15 protein-coding genes are annotated in these 15,836 nt (G+C 31.9%); 7 read left to right on the plus strand and 8 right to left on the minus strand.

The window, feature by feature from the left end; translation table 11 throughout:
- Window positions 1–83 precede the first annotated feature (83 nt).
- From AC3WOM_RS21100 to AC3WOM_RS21120, 5 genes are all read right to left on the minus strand, one after another.
- Window positions 84–236, minus strand: a complete 153-nt coding sequence (locus AC3WOM_RS21100) for a hypothetical protein (protein ID WP_492448212.1) — start codon at window positions 234–236, stop codon at window positions 84–86.
- Window positions 237–626: 390 nt separating this feature from the next.
- Window positions 627–1,655, minus strand: a complete 1,029-nt coding sequence (locus AC3WOM_RS21105; protein WP_492448213.1) for an AbrB family transcriptional regulator — start codon at window positions 1,653–1,655, stop codon at window positions 627–629.
- A gap of 904 nt (window positions 1,656–2,559) precedes the next feature.
- A complete protein-coding gene (locus tag AC3WOM_RS21110; RefSeq protein WP_492448222.1) occupies window positions 2,560–3,012 on the minus strand; it encodes a site-specific integrase in 453 nt (150 codons plus the stop codon).
- On the minus strand, window positions 3,008–3,196 hold the full coding sequence (locus AC3WOM_RS21115; protein WP_427544182.1) for a DUF4177 domain-containing protein: 189 nt from the start codon (window positions 3,194–3,196) through the stop codon (window positions 3,008–3,010). The genes AC3WOM_RS21110 and AC3WOM_RS21115 overlap by 5 nt, the downstream gene beginning before the upstream one ends.
- Before the next feature lie 1,049 nt (window positions 3,197–4,245).
- Entirely contained in the window at window positions 4,246–4,638 is a 393-nt protein-coding gene (locus AC3WOM_RS21120; RefSeq protein WP_492448214.1) for a DUF3992 domain-containing protein, read from the minus strand.
- Window positions 4,639–4,886: 248 nt separating this feature from the next.
- Between AC3WOM_RS21120 and AC3WOM_RS21125 the strand changes: the two genes are divergently transcribed.
- The 3 genes from AC3WOM_RS21125 to AC3WOM_RS21135 all read left to right on the plus strand — a co-directional run bounded on the left by AC3WOM_RS21125 (window position 4,887) and on the right by AC3WOM_RS21135 (window position 9,265).
- Complete coding sequence (locus AC3WOM_RS21125) at window positions 4,887–5,795, plus strand: BMQ_0737 family morphogenetic spore coat protein (protein ID WP_492448215.1); 909 nt, start codon at window positions 4,887–4,889, stop codon at window positions 5,793–5,795.
- An 838-nt stretch (window positions 5,796–6,633) separates the two neighbouring features.
- The gene (locus AC3WOM_RS21130) at window positions 6,634–7,170 is read left to right on the plus strand and encodes a nucleoside/nucleotide kinase family protein (protein ID WP_492448216.1); all 537 of its coding nucleotides are present in this window, start codon (window positions 6,634–6,636) and stop codon (window positions 7,168–7,170) included.
- Window positions 7,171–8,119: 949 nt separating this feature from the next.
- Complete coding sequence (locus AC3WOM_RS21135) at window positions 8,120–9,265, plus strand: DUF418 domain-containing protein (RefSeq protein ID WP_492448217.1); 1,146 nt, start codon at window positions 8,120–8,122, stop codon at window positions 9,263–9,265.
- A 480-nt stretch (window positions 9,266–9,745) separates the two neighbouring features.
- On the opposite strand, the gene AC3WOM_RS21140 is transcribed toward AC3WOM_RS21135, so the two are convergent.
- Both AC3WOM_RS21140 and AC3WOM_RS21145 read right to left on the minus strand, forming a co-directional pair.
- Entirely contained in the window at window positions 9,746–10,069 is a 324-nt protein-coding gene (locus AC3WOM_RS21140; protein ID WP_427549124.1) for a hypothetical protein, read from the minus strand.
- A 386-nt stretch (window positions 10,070–10,455) separates the two neighbouring features.
- Window positions 10,456–10,797 (minus strand): hypothetical protein, encoded by a 342-nt coding sequence (locus tag AC3WOM_RS21145; protein ID WP_427549126.1) that lies wholly within the window; start codon window positions 10,795–10,797, stop codon window positions 10,456–10,458.
- 273 nt (window positions 10,798–11,070) lie between these two features.
- On the opposite strand from AC3WOM_RS21145, the gene AC3WOM_RS21150 reads away from it, so the two are divergent.
- Complete coding sequence (locus AC3WOM_RS21150; protein WP_492448218.1) at window positions 11,071–11,286, plus strand: hypothetical protein; 216 nt, start codon at window positions 11,071–11,073, stop codon at window positions 11,284–11,286.
- Window positions 11,287–11,440: 154 nt separating this feature from the next.
- On the opposite strand, the gene AC3WOM_RS21155 is transcribed toward AC3WOM_RS21150, so the two are convergent.
- Entirely contained in the window at window positions 11,441–11,956 is a 516-nt protein-coding gene (locus AC3WOM_RS21155; RefSeq protein WP_492448219.1) for a TetR/AcrR family transcriptional regulator, read from the minus strand.
- A gap of 114 nt (window positions 11,957–12,070) precedes the next feature.
- Here AC3WOM_RS21155 and AC3WOM_RS21160 point away from each other — a divergent pair, with 114 nt between their 5' ends.
- The 3 genes from AC3WOM_RS21160 to AC3WOM_RS21170 all read left to right on the plus strand — a co-directional run bounded on the left by AC3WOM_RS21160 (window position 12,071) and on the right by AC3WOM_RS21170 (window position 15,064).
- A complete protein-coding gene (locus tag AC3WOM_RS21160; protein ID WP_492448220.1) occupies window positions 12,071–13,024 on the plus strand; it encodes an alpha/beta hydrolase in 954 nt (317 codons plus the stop codon).
- 253 nt (window positions 13,025–13,277) lie between these two features.
- Window positions 13,278–14,213, plus strand: coding sequence for a hypothetical protein (locus AC3WOM_RS21165; protein WP_492448221.1), 936 nt, complete (start codon window positions 13,278–13,280; stop codon window positions 14,211–14,213).
- A 623-nt stretch (window positions 14,214–14,836) separates the two neighbouring features.
- A complete protein-coding gene (locus AC3WOM_RS21170) occupies window positions 14,837–15,064 on the plus strand; it encodes a hypothetical protein (protein ID WP_427549132.1) in 228 nt (75 codons plus the stop codon).
- Window positions 15,065–15,836 lie beyond the last annotated feature (772 nt).

Genomic DNA, 15,836 nt, shown 5'->3' on the forward strand with positions numbered 1-15,836 from the left:
CATTTGTAGCGAAGTACTTTGTCCTATAAATTCGTTTGCTTTTTACTATCTTCACCTGAGTAGTAGTTCGACGCTTGTTTTCGTTATATAGTAGCACGACAAACACCCAATTTATGGGCAATCTCAGCTTTCGACAAATTCGCTACATCCAGGTAAGCCTCTAACTTTCCACGATTAATTTCAGTAAGTCTTGATTTCTTCTCAGTTCCTTTTACATTATGCTTAGTTTGCATCAAATCGAAAAATCTCCTTTGTACATTGGTTGTGTAGGAACTCCAATAGTCCACGATTTTCCGATTATGCCTTTTTACAACTGGCTGAATGAGCGTGGTAGTAGTTCGGAAATATGTTGTAGACCTAATTTAGAAAACTGGCTGGAATGGTAATCGCTATGAACTACGGGAAAGGGGTTTAGTCTCATGTACGTTCGTAGCGACTTCCACCTTACATGTATTATCATTTACTTATTTTGTAAATTTAAAACACCAAAAAGGATCACTCCTATAAAGAAGTGATCGAAAGATAAAAGGTGATATAGTTGAGAAGAAAGAGGTTCAACCTTAATACTCAAAGAAAAAGGCATCCACAAATGTTAGGAGCAACAAAACAAAATGAGGGATTATCCCTCATGTTTTCACTTTTTTCACAAACATTTTGACGACAGGCACAAGGAAAATTGAGATCACTAGGATTCGGAAGAGTTGGAAAGCTGTGACGATTGTCACATTGGCATGTACAGAGGCCGCTATAATCCCCATTTGATCAAGTCCCCCAGGCACAATACTTAAAAAGCCTGTCTTAAAGTCGAGACTGTATAGGCTTTTCATCAAAAATGATAAACCATACGCTGCCCCTATATAAATGCCAGCTGATACAAATGCATAAAAAATATGCCTCTTTGATAAATGTAGATCTTCTTTTTTCAACAATAACCCGATATGGATTCCAACCATCAATTGAGCAATATGTAGAAGGGATATAGGTATTCTAGGCACTTCTATGCCCACCATATTAATACCCATCAATAAAAATACTGGTCCAAGCATATAACTTGTTGGAATTTTAAGCTTTTGAGCAATCCACCCTGCTAAGCCACAAACAATTAGTATACCGACAAGACCCCATGTATACATTCCATCGTTCATAGAGCTATTTCCACCAACATCTGTCAACATTAGCGGGACAAAGCCGACGATTAAAAGAACACGGAGGATTTGAAAGAACGTAATGACCACCATATCCATATCGCCTTGCTCCTCAGCAAAGGCCACAACCTGTGCCATACCACCAGGTACACAGCATGTCAATGCCGTTGCAAAATCCAAATTTGTACGTTTGGCTACTAAATAACTGACACCAAAAAATAATAAAACAAATATCACATTTAAAACGACAATACTCCCTAAAAAATGCTTAATACCTTGTACTGCCTCTGGTGTAAAGGCAAAGCCAATAGAGTAGCCTGCTACGATTAAGCCAAAATTACGGAAGGAAGAGTGCCATCTCAATTGTACATTGGTTGATAATTGCACGATAAGTACTGCTGTAATCGCGCCTAGCAACCAAGGCATAGGTATATGTAATAGTTGAAAAACAATCGCACCTATTAGTCCGAAGCATAATGTGATGAACATATGCTTACCCAAAACAAACATACTAGCAACCCCTTATCAATTGATAACTATATTATGGCATTTCTTAACTTTTTTTTCTATTGAATTGACTTTTGCGTTGTTGGCTATCAGTAAAAAAGAGCCTGTTAAACATGATGTAGTTTAGTAGCACAAATACCATCCACACTATCCACAATTCCTGTTAATACAATAGCTCAACCAACTGGAATCATTGCAGAAAAGTCACTCAAAATGCTAGCAAACATTTTAGATCCGATGATTCAGGTGATGGTTGCAATATCTTTTCCTGTTGCATCAGTAATCATGATAGCTGCATGCTTCTTCTTTATGTTAGGTAATAGTGAAAGAGCTTGGAATACAATAACGAATGCTGGATTGGGTTATGTACTAATTCAGATGTCACCTTTATTCTTGGAGATACTTAGAGCAATTGGCAAAGCTATATAAAAGAAAAAGACCACTCCGTGATGGGTGGTCTTAAACTTTGATTCATCCACCATCCTGCCACCGAAGCTAACAGATAAACGATGAATATGTTAGAATACATAAAAATAAAATATGATAATTTGGTTCGCTTAAATGCATGTCTGGTAACGGTTCAGAGGATATAGTAAGTTCTAAAATAATCTATTTTAGTACATCCATACTTCAAGAAGCGTTTATGGCGGTATTGAAGATGGATGATAGCAAATAGTAGGCATATCAACGGGTTGAGCAATTGGAAAGAAAGTCAAACACCTGTTTTGCCAGAGAAACGATTTTGCTTGCAAAAAAACTTGCCGATCAGTGACAACTGATCGGCAAGTTTTTATTGAATATCATCCAGTGCTTGTTCGAAAATATAGACGGATTCTTTTTGCATCTTTTCTGTGAGGTGCGGATAGGTGTCGATAGTAATTGCGGATCGGCTATGACCAAGAAGAGCCTAGATGTCTTTTATTTTTGCTCCGTTTTCCATTAACATTGTGGCGTGCGTAAGTCGTAATGAATGGAAGTTAAACGGGATTTCGAGTGATTCTTGTAATTTTCTTGTGTTATATTTCATGCTACTGGGCGTAAGAGGTTCGCCACTTTCTTTTACACAAACATGATTACTATCAATATAATTTGGTCCATAAAATAATTTATTTTTCTTAATCCAAAAATGATGCTCTTTCAGCAATTTAATAATTGTTGGACCAAGTGGAATAGTTCGTTCACTTGATTTCGTTTTTGTTGAATCGAGTATCCATTTCCCCTTAGAATTCACCATTGCACGCTCAACTGTGAGTGTACTTTCGTTAAAATCAATATCTTGCCATAATAAGCCGCAAACACATACGAAAGAAAGTGTGTAATAAAGAGAAGGAATAAGGTAGTGAAACCTTATTCCCCTAATCTTTCTTACGTTTAAATATTAGTTCAAAAAAAGAAGGAAAGCCGGTACCTTTTGTTCCTGGCGCAAAAATTTGTACTAACTCCCAACCTTCTTTTTCATAATCATAAACAACTTTATGATAATCTTCCTCAGGAGCTAGTTTGAATGAAGATAATTGAATTTTCACGAATTTATGTTCGTACAAGATAATAACCTCCTTAATATTACTTTCATTTACGTTTTTAAGTAATGGAAAGTTTCAAAATATATATTGAAGTTGATGAAAAGTTCGAGGTTTTTCGAAAGAGTTTCAGTAAGAGGTGAAAATGATATAAAACAGGGTCACTTAGGCGGAGTGACCCTTAGAAAGGATTTTGGAGGAGTAAAGATTTAGCTTTACATTACTATTTATATGACGTCAAAGTCATGTTTATCAAGTGTATTGCCTTTGAAGTAGATTTAAAAAAACTCTATAAAAAAAGGATCACTTTCTGTTTCTAAAGACTTTAAAAACTTATTTTATCTAATTTCATTTGAAGTTTGGTCATTTTTGGTTGCAGGTCAATCATTAAAAAATAGTTACTTTGCATCTCACCTAAATTAATACTTCATAAAGCTTCATTAATGATAGTTAGACCATGTGTAATTATTTCTTGTATGTCAGTTAAGCTGTAGAAATATTGTATGTACATTAGTTGATAATTTTTTTTACTTGTTTTAATTCGTTAATAAGATAATTGATCTGTTTTTGCATATTATCTTTCTGCATGGATTGATCCATGTCATTTTGAGAATTTGAGGTATTGGATTTTCTTAAAGCCTCTAACGTTAGACCAGCAGCTATTGTTTGAATTCCATTTCCTAGTGTAGTAATAGCTAAGCCGACATAGGCCAACTTGGCTGCATAAATCTCAAGGGAATCATTTGGTTGACTCGAATTCCATTTACTGTTATTTATTTTCCATCCCTCCTTCTGGATCAGTCTATTATTGCATCATATGCTTCACTTTAAAAAAATGAAAAGAAAAAAATTATTAATACGAGGTAATCATGCAGAGAAATTAGTGATTAATTCAATTGTATTTAAACTTAGAAAGTATCAGATATTCAACAGAAGGATTGTAACTTAGATGAGCTAAGAAATTTATTCATCAGGCTGAGTAGTTATTGAACACTGGGTTGAAAAAACATTAAAGGGTCACATTGTTGGAAGTGACCCTAGTCAAAATAATTGTTTTATGTTTACTAATTCTTTTAACCAATTTCATAACGAGGAGTAATACAAAATTCTCCAGCAGCTGGAAGAGCTGGTGTAGCTCCAGTGGCAAATGCCCGGATTGTATCAAAACGTGAGATAGTAAAAGTAAAGGCTCCTCCAATTGGGACAACCGATTGTCTTACAATAGTACCACCTGTTCCATTAACAGGGTCTGCCCCTTTTACAAATTGTACAGTAATGGGAAAGTTACCGATGCTTTTTATAAATCCAGATGAATAAATAACTTCATTTGAATTTGTAGCATAAATAATTTCTGCCCCTGCTACATCGTCACCAGCAACTGTGAAAGTATTACAGACTTGATCCTGTACAAAATTTTTAGAGTCACAACAACTGAAAGATCCATTTGAAATTGAATTTTGACACATTAAATCATTTCACCTCCAACCTATCATAATATGAACTTTCATTATATTTAATGCTATATCTTTATAATTGTTTGGACTCCTGTAGTTGAAGAATGGAGAGATTTTTTAGAGGGATAGCAAATTGTAATTTTTGAGAATACTTGATTAAGTACGAAAGGATTAGTTTAAATCTGAACACATTTGTTTCCTTCTTAAAAGCGAAGACATAGGATATAAAAAGTATCCATTTAAGAAAGGGACTAAAGAAGATGCATTTAAATAAAGACCACGAAAATCATTGTGTCAAAGTACCACGAGTATTTGATTGGATATGTAAATCTACTGTTATAAAATTAAAGGAAATTATAAAAATGAGGAACAAAAATCGATTTGACGATTTTATTTGTTGTGATTTTTGTATACCGTATGGAGAAAAATCTACTTTGTGGTCATCCTACGGGATTAAACAAATTGGAGGCTCCATTTGCATAAATTTTAATATGGGTAATGTGAAAAGATTATCTGTATTTGTGAATGGAGAAAAACAAGCAGAAATATTCGAAGGAGGCTCATTTTCAGCCACATTTAAACACCTTGAGTCGATAGAAGTTCAATGTAATGGAAAAAATGACGATGAGGGTAGTTGTTGTGGAGATTTGAAAATAATGCTTCATTTTTACCCTAATGATGAATGTAATGTAAATTTACTTAAGGATATAAAGAAGACGAAATGTTATTTATCAGATTATCATGGCAATTCTTTTTTTAGGGGGTGTTTAGTTACCTGTAAAGAATTGACATGTTCAGATAATAGAGAAAATGTCCAATTTGTAAACGAATTGGGAAATACAATTTTGCTAAACAGAGTAGATATTTTAACAGAAGGTTATGTTTGCGTTGAATTTATTAATCAAAAAGAGGAAATATGTTTTAAACGGATTTTTCCTTTTTCAGAAATAGAAACAGTGGTCATATGTGCCTCAGATGAAACCGACATTAAATGTGAAATAACCAATGTTGATTGTAGAGCACATATAATTCCTTCAACTTTTAATTTTAATACTTGTTTAGAGGTTGTAATAATTCTATCTATTTGTAAAAACATAAAGACTATTCAAGAAGTAATAGTTGAACTTAAGGGTAAAATCTGTAAACCAGAAAAAATAATTTCAATTTAGCAGAAAGGCCGAAACATGCTTCATACAAGACATTTAGTTTTTTAAACTTAAATGGTTGGGAAATTACCAAAGATTAGAGGATGAATCATATACCTTGAACATAATTTAATTCGTTCACAAAATGAATTAAATGGGAAAATTATTTAAACTTTCAAAGGGCTTGAGCACCCGGGCAAACAGGAAAAATGACCTTTAAAAAAGACATCAAGGTATACAAGAAAAATTCAACAGCGGCTAATTGAATAAACTAAAAGACCACTCCAAAATGAACTGCACCTCCAATTGTACAACGTTGTTTTACAATTGGGGCGAAGTTCAGATTGGGTGGAAAAAAATTGATATCATAACGCGAGCAAAAAGCATCGAATTTTAATTATCAGTAACAATGCTTGTACAATTAATAAAAAATAATATCTTGCTGACGTTTTGCTTGCGAAAGATAAAAAATTACCTTGTTTTGTGAAAATTTGAATTAATGCAAAATAGGTTAGAGAAACCTTATAAATTCATAGTTTATGAGAGTTTTTAGAAGTTAAGAAAATATAATAAAATTCGATTATGAATTAGAAAGCGTTTATGGCTGCTGTGTTGAAGATGGATGATTCGAAGTAACGTTGATATAACAACGTTTAATTACGAATTTTAATTGTGTGTGTTTATATCAGAGCGGCGGGAATTTCCACAACTTCAAAATTATGTAAGCAATTTATAATATTTTTACGATGGAATCAAAAATAGCTGCAGCATCTCTTACCATCTTTTGAGCTAAATGGACATAGCAATCTTCCTGATCTGCTATGTCCTTATTTTTTGCATTTGTACCAGTATAGATTAAAGTTTGTTGGATGTGTATGGCGCAACAAATAACAAGGAAGTAATACGGACGAGTATTGATAATTTTCATAACCCTAGAGCCCTTCGATACAGAAAAGGCAATGATTCAGCTGTAGGGTACTATGAGGATGCTCATGATTATCAAGCATTTAAAGAGAAACTTTTAACTCCTTTAGGGCCGACAGGTAATCTTTATTATCAAACAATATCACTAGATTTAGAAAAAGATGAGTATGTTAATCCTGAACAGCAGATTGCAAATAAACATTCCATATTCATTATTGATGGAACGTTTGTATTAAAAAAAGAGCTAGTATCACTTTGGGATTATAAGATTTTTGTACAAACAGATTTTGAGATAGCTAGAAAAAGAGGCGCTAAACGAGAGACGATTGCATTTGGAAGCTATGAAAAAGCAGAGGCAATGTTCTTGAATAGGTATCACGTTGCCTCAGACCTTTATTTAAAGGAGCATAGCCCTCAAGAAAATGCAGATAGTGTGGTTAATAACAATGATATCGATTTTCCCTATTTTCTCTAGCGCATCTAAAAAATCATGTAGTTCATTAAGTGAAAAAGGTTTCTAAGACTTACTAAATTCAGCGAGTAATTTAATGGCAAACAATATAAAAGTGTTCTCTTTTGAGGATGCTTTTTTCTTTAGTGTTAAGAACATCATTTAAATAACTCCCAGTACCTTTATATAATTGGTTAAAGGATAGAGATAGCTATCTAGGGAAACGGGGAAACCTTTGATTCCCAAAACCAGGGGAAAATGGCCTCATACCTGGGAAAAACGGGTTAATACCCGGAAAAAATGGGCTCCCTATTGGAAAAAACGGGTTAATACCTGGAAAAAATGGGCTCCCTACTGGGAAAAACGGGTTAATACCTGGAAAAAATGGGCTTCCTACTGGAAAAAACGGGTTCACACCTGGAAAAAATGGCCTCATACCTGGAGAAAATCGGCGTCCTTCATTAAAACGCATTGGATTTACCATTTTTTAGCTCCCTTCAATTGATATACTATAGGCTATGTTCAATCAATGAAGTGGCTTAGACTAAGGCACAAGTTTGAAATCTTTGCAAAGGGCGATTTTTAGGTAGTCCAAATGAGTAATATCAACGATTAACACGTTTTCATATTGTTCCTCTCATATAATCTCCTTTTCTCTAAGGAATAAGCATAAGAGAGAAATAGAAAGTATCTTGATCTAGTCAAAGAAATAATTTCAGATTGGTGGGGGATAAACCGCTACCCTTATTTTCCAATATATGTTATTACGTAACTACATTTTAAAAAGAGTGTGTTTTTAATATAAATATTTCTTAAGAAATTAGTCTTGAAATAGTCAGAAGAAATCAGATTACTGTAAATTCATAGATTAGATTGTTAATTTATTGGTATATAAAACAATTTATTGCAATAATTATGAAACTATTCTTCATTACATTCGTATAGTAATAATGACATAAAAGAAGGTGAGAAATTGACAGTAGAACGTGTGGAACTGATGGACGCATTAAGGGGATTTTCGCTAATCGGAATTTTAATAGCAAATATGCTTTATTTCCAATTTGGTTCATCAGGAGTAGAAATTATAGAATCGGCGAATGGGCTTAATAAAGTGAGTTATTATTTTGTGAAAATTGTTGTGGAAGGGTCATTTTATCCGATTTTTGGTTTTGTATTTGGTTATGTTTTGATAAAAATGATTGAATCACGAGAGGCTTCGGGAGTAAAGTACAAAAATATTGTGTTTCGACGGGCCGTTGGCTTATCCGTATTAGGGGCTATACATATTGCACTTGTATGGGAAGGAGACGTTTTATTAACATATGGTTCGACTCTTTTCATTTTATTAATATTTTTCTTAAAGCGCCATGTGAAAACGTATTTTGTCTGGGGCTTCATTTTGATAGTAATCCTCTGTGTAGGAGCCTTACTTGGCAGCAGTTTTATACAGCTCGTAAAGCCTTTAACGGCAGCGGAAATCATGATTTATCAGGATGGTACATATGCAGAAATACTGACGCAACGATTAGGTGAATTTATTGTAGAGGGTGGCTTTACATTATTATTTATCCTACCAATTGGCTGGCTTTTCTATGTTGGCATAAGTTTTCTTGCAGTAGGTCCATTTATATTGTTCGGGATGGGCATGGCGAAAAGTGGCGCATTATTACAGCTAGAAAATAGCACTGGGACATATAAAAAAGTGGCGCTGCTTGTACCAGTCGGGTTCTTGCTAAAGGGAATCATTATTTTTGACACGCTGTATAGCTTATTTATTTATTCGATAGGGACATATGTGTTAGCGATTGGTTATATTGCCTTATTTGCATGGCTATATTGCCGCTATCAAACGCAAATGAACTATTATTTTGCTCCAATCGGAAAATTATCGCTCACCAACTATTTAATGCAATCGGTAATCTGTACAATTATTTTTTATGGTTACGGTTTTGGATTGTTTGGGAAATTGGGTATATTTGTCGGAATCCTTTTATCGGTCATCATTTATAGCATTCAGCTAAAAGTAAGTCAACACTATTTAAAGCGTTTTTCACTCGGTCCAGTAGAAACAATTTTAAGGTGGTTTGTTTATTTTAAAAATCCTCGAAAATTGAATTAATATTGTGAATTGGGTGGAGCTATGATGGTACTGAGCACCTCGATTTCCCCAGGGGATATAAACAGGATTACAAAGAGCAATCAAGAGAATGGACTGAATGAGAATTGGGGAAATTGTGTAAATGATAGACGCAGCCCATAAATTAAGCGGTTGGATTGACAGCAAAACACACAATGGAATCATAAATCAATTAATTTTTTAATACTAATGAACATAATACTCGGATTCGGGTGAATATACTTAAGTCTGTTGAAGATAAGTAATAGATTAGAAATCATAAATAGTCCTCTTAATAAATAAGTGGGCTATTTTATTGATTGGCTACCATATAGATAGGATGTTTACCTATTTCTTGGGCTTATTTTCTCGCCAATTCTCGAACTGAATGGAAAATAAGTTGCGATTTCTTCAACCTCGCTGATACTTATACCTATTTTTTTCTCTCAATTCCTCAAGTATAACTGATTGAGCTGGTCTAACTTAAGGGAAAAATTTCACGTCTCGTAAAAGTACTAAAACTATACTAAAAAATATAAAACATATAATAGCTATAAATATCTTACGCCACGATGTTTCTTTTTTATTTTTAAAATAAGGTTGCTCCAGTTCAGTTACTGGTTCTTCTATTTTCGCAAGAGAAGTATTTTCCTTAATAATAATATTTTCTGACATAGTCGTATAGCTTTCTACAATCATCGTATCTTCCATTACTGATCCACAATACTCACAAATACATGCAATATAACCATCCTTATGTATTTTTTTAATAGCGTTAGGAGCTAAACATTTTGGACAATCAATCATTATATATGCCTCCCACCTTCTAATAACATTTTAGGAAAATAGTTAACAATACTAAATAATCCCACTACCATCCTTCAAGACGTCTCTTTGAACGCTACCTATTGACAAACAGGGAATAGAAACAATTAAGAATTGCATGACTACTTCTTGCAGACGATTTGACCATTATTCCAAAATCATTAAAAAAATAATTTTCCATCTTGATAATGAATGTAAACAGTGCTGATTTCATTTACCCCATCATATTCTAGGATAACTAAACCACCAAAAACAGTTGCATTTTTTGCTTATCCATCTAAAACACATCTTCCATTCTCATTTCTTTCTCTAATTGATTTAATTTAGTAGATGTAATTGTAGTTTCTCGGTTTGAAATATTGGGATTATTATTCCGTTTCATTATTTTCAACCTTAATATTAATAATTTCTTTGAGATCGTTAAGGAAAGAATCATTAGTTACAAATGGTATGGCACAAAAAATGAGTATTAGAGCTAGTAATAGAATAAATGGCTTATTACTTTTTGACTCATTATCAATTTTAATTATTGTTGTTGAAGGTGCAATACTTTCTGTAACACTATCTTTTACTGTAATTGTAGTATCTTCTTCTAAAATCATAGTATCTTCCATAACGGACCCACAGTATTCACAAATATATGAAATATAACCATCCTTTTGTATCTTTTCATAAGCGTTAGGAGCTAAACATTTTGGGCAATCTCTCATTATGCAAACCTCTCTTTTTTAACTTACTATTTATCATTTTAAGAAAATCACCATGAATTGTATAGATAAAAATTGGTTGATAGAAACCAAAATTACCTAAATAAAGCACCAAAAATGGCAATAAAAGCGGGATAAAGTAACTATTGAAATGGAAGTGATAGTAATGTTAGGATAAATATACCTCTTTGGTTAGGGAATTTGATATAGTAAAAACAAGCACTAGAATAATTAAAAAACAGAGATTGCATTATATTAACAGGGAGGTGATATGAGGTGAAAGATACTTTTAATACAAGTAAAAAGTTTTATAATAACCTTTTTGCCATAATTTCTTTATTATTTATTGCAATGGTCATTGGTTTATTCATTAACTCTTACTTTGTCAGTGACGTAATAATAAATGAATCTAATATGTGCTATGATAACAATGGCTCACCCATAGTAGAAAGAGGTTTTATGTCACTTTCTTGGTCTATTACTTGTGAATAATCAATAATTGTAAATGAATACGTATAACATATAACCTAGGTTTTGAGCCTAGGCTTTTTTTCACTTTACTAAACGTATTAGTTGGTAGTCCAAGTGATTCATTTGATTGCATGACATCAGGCAATCGCCACCACTTTCTTCCTCAATAATAATGTTATACTCTATTTTGTAAAAACTGTATACATATACTTCCTAATTCAGTGGGAGATTCTTTTGCTCCATTCTCTATCCAAGTGTAAAGTATTGACCAAAATATCCCAATAGTAAATGCATTTGCATAAATTGCAGTGATAGGTTTAAATTCTTTATCAGTTAAATAATTTTGATTAAGCTTAGGAACATACTTTTGATATTGCTTAAAAATATATAACATTAGCTCGTTGTTATACATAAGTTTAAGAAATGTTAAATGATTACTCCAAAATAAAAAATGATTATGAATTAGCACTTCATATTTAGAAGAAAAATAATTTTCTTGAAAAGTGGAATACTCTAAGAATAACAAATTTATAGATTCTTCAAGCACTTCTTCTTTATTTTTAAAATATCTATAAAAGGTTTTTCTTCCTACGCTAGCTTCCTGTGTTATTTGGGTAACAGTGATTAGTGAAAAATCGTATTTTTCCATAACGGAAAATAGACCATTAATTATATCCTCTTTTTTTCCCATTTTTTCTCCTGACACACTTACTACCAATGTGTTTCCATTGGTTGCAAATCTATTATTTCATTTATAGACTATACTTATATGACACATCTGTGTCAACGAAAGTAGGGAGAAAAAATGTATAATTACAGCAAATGGTATTCCATAAATGGTGTTAACCAATATGTTCAAGTAGTAAGTACTAATTTGGATAATTCTATTTTAATATATTTACATGGAGGTCCTGGTGATGCGGCATTACCTCTTGTTGAGCATTTTAATTCAGATTTATCTAAAAACTATACTTTAATCATTTGGGAGCAAAGGGGAGCTGGAAAATCATATTATAAATTTAGAGATGGTGAACATATTACTATAAATAATTTTATTCTTGATTTAAAGGTCTTAATTGAAAAACTCCTTTTTGACTTCAAAAAAGAGAAAATATGCTTAATGGGACATTCTTGGGGAAGCATTATTGGAATGAAATTCATTATTTCTTATCCAGAATTGATACATTTTTATATTGGAGTTGGTCAAGTTATTTGTTCGCAAAAAATGTTTAAAAAAAGTAAAGAATACATTGTAAGTCATATTGATAATCATCGTCTTAAAAACAGAATTTCTTCTCTAAACACAAAGTTTAATCAAGATAATTGGTATGCTGATTTAATGTTTTTTATGCGTCAACTAATCAAACAAGGCGTTTCTCTATATGGAAAAAGTACGTATTTATCATTATATCGCTATTTTATTTTTTCCAAAAACTATTCATTAATGGATTGTATAAAACGACTAAAGGGTTCCGAACAGTCCATCGTTAAGCTATGGCACGAAGTATCAGAAATTGATTTTTCTGCTTATAAAAATTTTAAGGTTCCAATAGCTTTTATAGAAGGAGAGTATGATCTTCATGCTTCCTCTGAAATAGTTTTTAATTTTTATCGAAGTATCACATCTCCCAAAGTCTATTTCAATATAAAAAACACTGCTCATTTTCCCCAGTGGACAAGGTCTGACACCTTTAATTTGATTGTAAATTCTTTAAATAGTTCTATTTTTTCAAACAGTAATGAAGTAAAGGAATTCTAGTACTTTATTCAAATAGGTAATACTTAGCTACTCAGGTTTTTCATTTCTTTCTTGATACATATAGATACATTAGATGCAAACGAGGGAATAAATTTAACTATGGTAATGAAAAATTCTTATCTGTAGATGACAAGAATGTCCTTTATTTGCAATTAGAGATAAGAAGATGAACCCATTTTCTAAATTCTTAATGTCAAAGGTATAAATTATATACATATATGTGGATGATTGAGATTTTGGTGATCTAGGTTGGTTGCATTTTTCCTATAGTTGCCATGTTAACCTAGAAAAAGAAAGGGATGAGAAAATTATAGATAAAGTAAAATTACCGGAAGAAGGATACATTAAGAAAATGGTAGAGAGAAGAAAAGTAGAAATTGATATTGATAAACAATATGAAATTGATAAAATTAAATTGGCTTTTAAAACAGATCAAAATGGAGAAATTAAGGGGTCATATAAACTAACTCATAGTACACAGAAAGATGAGAGAAAAATAATTTATGCTTTTTTAGAGGACGATAATAGCCCAATTTTAATTGATATTGATGGGCAGAAAGAGCAGTATCATATGATCGAAGTTCCAAAAAATGGTGACAAGAAGGTCGACTTTACACTAATTGGTATCCCTTCTGGGAACCATATAGTTTACATATTCGGTGAAAAGTATTTAGAAAAGGATGTTCAGAATGAAATAGAAATTAAACAGACACAAGAAGCTGTAACACAAAACTATTTTGCTTTAAATGTTATAAATAAAGGAGTTAAATCTTCAACAATTGAAGAAAATTATACTCTACTAAAAAAGGTAGGAAATCCTAAAGCAGGTGTAAATATTTTGGAATTGTACGAAGATAAAAGTTTATCAAAAGAAGTTGATAGCATTGAAAATAATCGAGAATATTATTTAGCCATTAATAATCCAAGTAAATATAAATGTAAATCACATTTAAAATTAATTACTGAATACGGAGTCGAAGCGTTAAAAAAAGTAATAGTTCCTGAAAACTCTAAAGTAATACTACCCATTACTTTAGAAAGAATAAGCGATACAGAGACTGTCAGATTTGTTTTAGTTGGTAAGCCAACAGAGGATATTGATGTTACATTTCCAGCTAGAATAATCGAAAAATCAAAACGTTACTTTGTAAAATGTGAACGTAAAATGACCACGTATAAGTCTACCTGAGATTTTTCGCAATACCATAATGAATCCAGTTAATTGACTTTCTGTTACATAAAACCTGTTATAATAATATTAACCATATCAATGATTCTTCCAGTGTATAAATTTGTTATTAGCATTTTTCCTCGGAGTTTTTATTACCATATTATCTCTAAAATATAAAATTCTATTGAAGAATTATCATAAATAAAAAGATGATTAGAGATTCCATAAAAAGATTGTTGAAATACTCAATGTGATGTCTGATGAAGAACTGCAACATGTTTATAGGTCTGTACTTGATGTAAAAGTATATTTTATATAAACTACTAAGTTATTGCAATTACTTACAATCTGGGAGTAGATGGTCTTATACAGAAATGGGATGATACTTTTGCGTTTGTATCTGAACAGACAAAACAAGAGATTTTTTATAATTCATTTAAATGGCATTTATATAGTTATCAAAAATTGCCACATCTCACAGGTCATGCTGCTAGATAAGCGTTTGACTAGCAGTTGAAAGATGTGTATCTCATATATCAGGAAAGTAACATTGTAGAGGTGTACATACTCATGAAGAAATGTGTAGACCATATTTTGTGAAGTTGTAGAGATGTTTTAATCAATAGTGGAGGTTGTTGTTTATGAAAATAAAAGTAGATGGTTATAAAGTGATAATTGATAACTTTGTATTTGATGGTCAAGTTGAACAAGATAATTTTTGCTCTAATTGTAAGTTCAATCTAGTTTATTACGATGATTTTGATGCTTATTTCTGTCCAAAGTGTAATAGTTGGTTAGAATCAAAGTGTAGTGATCCAGAATGTAAATACTGTTTTAAACGACCAGAAAAACCATTACCCAATAAATAATGTAAAGAATATTGTGCTGAATATGCTACTCGATTCTTAATGAACTCCATTCATCAAATTAGGAGAAGGAAATAGTTTTAAAGAATCTGCCTCTATCCCCTTTAATCGTTTTAATTTTTATTGTAACCTACTCACTTAACATAATTTGAACTGAAGCCTAGCTAAAATTATTAGGTTGGAATGTTGAAGGAACTAATGAATCATTTGTTCTAATTATAATCTTGAATGCTGAATAGCCTTAAAAATTTCCTTTTTTAAAAGGTTATTTACCTGAGTTTGAAATTAATTACTATTATTCTTTATGAATGGTTACTTTTGGTTGAAAAAGTATATTATTCAATACGATAGAATTATATTTCTTTTTAATCCATTTGTTGGATACAATTAATTTTTCTAAATTGGTATACTGTTTTAGATGCATCTTTTCCCTTCTGCACAAAGGGTTAAGGTGTGGAACATCACTTAAATGATTAGGTGGTGTTCTTTTTTTGTTTTATACCCCCTAAAATTAAAGGCATAGACACTGGATAAGCTATTCTGGATTAAGCAGAAATATCATGTTACTGCAGAATTTCTTTCTTCTTTTGCCTTTTATAATGTGTGATATTTAATAATTATAAAAAGAGTCACTAGCATCGCATTAAAATAATGTCTCATTCAAATTAATCGTAATTTTCTGTAATTACATGTAAGCGCAAAAAAGTCCTTTATAATGGTTTGGTGGTAGTAACCTATCCAAATCCAATAAAAAGGACCAATCTCATGGATAAGA

It is taken from the genome of Lysinibacillus sp. FW301-JW8, assembly GCF_058788755.1.

Excerpts from the sequence above, each read along its gene's own strand:
- AC3WOM_RS21105 (WP_492448213.1), bottom strand. The coding sequence starts at position 1,655 with ATGTTTGTTTTGGGTAAGCATATGTTCATCACATTATGCTTCGGACTA.
- AC3WOM_RS21120 (WP_492448214.1), bottom strand. The coding sequence starts at position 4,638 with ATGTGTCAAAATTCAATTTCAAATGGATCTTTCAGTTGTTGTGACTCT.
- AC3WOM_RS21125 (WP_492448215.1), top strand. The coding sequence starts at position 4,887 with ATGCATTTAAATAAAGACCACGAAAATCATTGTGTCAAAGTACCACGA.
- AC3WOM_RS21140 (WP_427549124.1), bottom strand. The coding sequence starts at position 10,069 with ATGATTGATTGTCCAAAATGTTTAGCTCCTAACGCTATTAAAAAAATA.
- AC3WOM_RS21145 (WP_427549126.1), bottom strand. The coding sequence starts at position 10,797 with ATGAGAGATTGCCCAAAATGTTTAGCTCCTAACGCTTATGAAAAGATA.
- AC3WOM_RS21155 (WP_492448219.1), bottom strand. The coding sequence starts at position 11,956 with ATGGGAAAAAAAGAGGATATAATTAATGGTCTATTTTCCGTTATGGAA.
- AC3WOM_RS21160 (WP_492448220.1), top strand. The coding sequence starts at position 12,071 with ATGTATAATTACAGCAAATGGTATTCCATAAATGGTGTTAACCAATAT.
- AC3WOM_RS21170 (WP_427549132.1), top strand. The coding sequence starts at position 14,837 with ATGAAAATAAAAGTAGATGGTTATAAAGTGATAATTGATAACTTTGTA.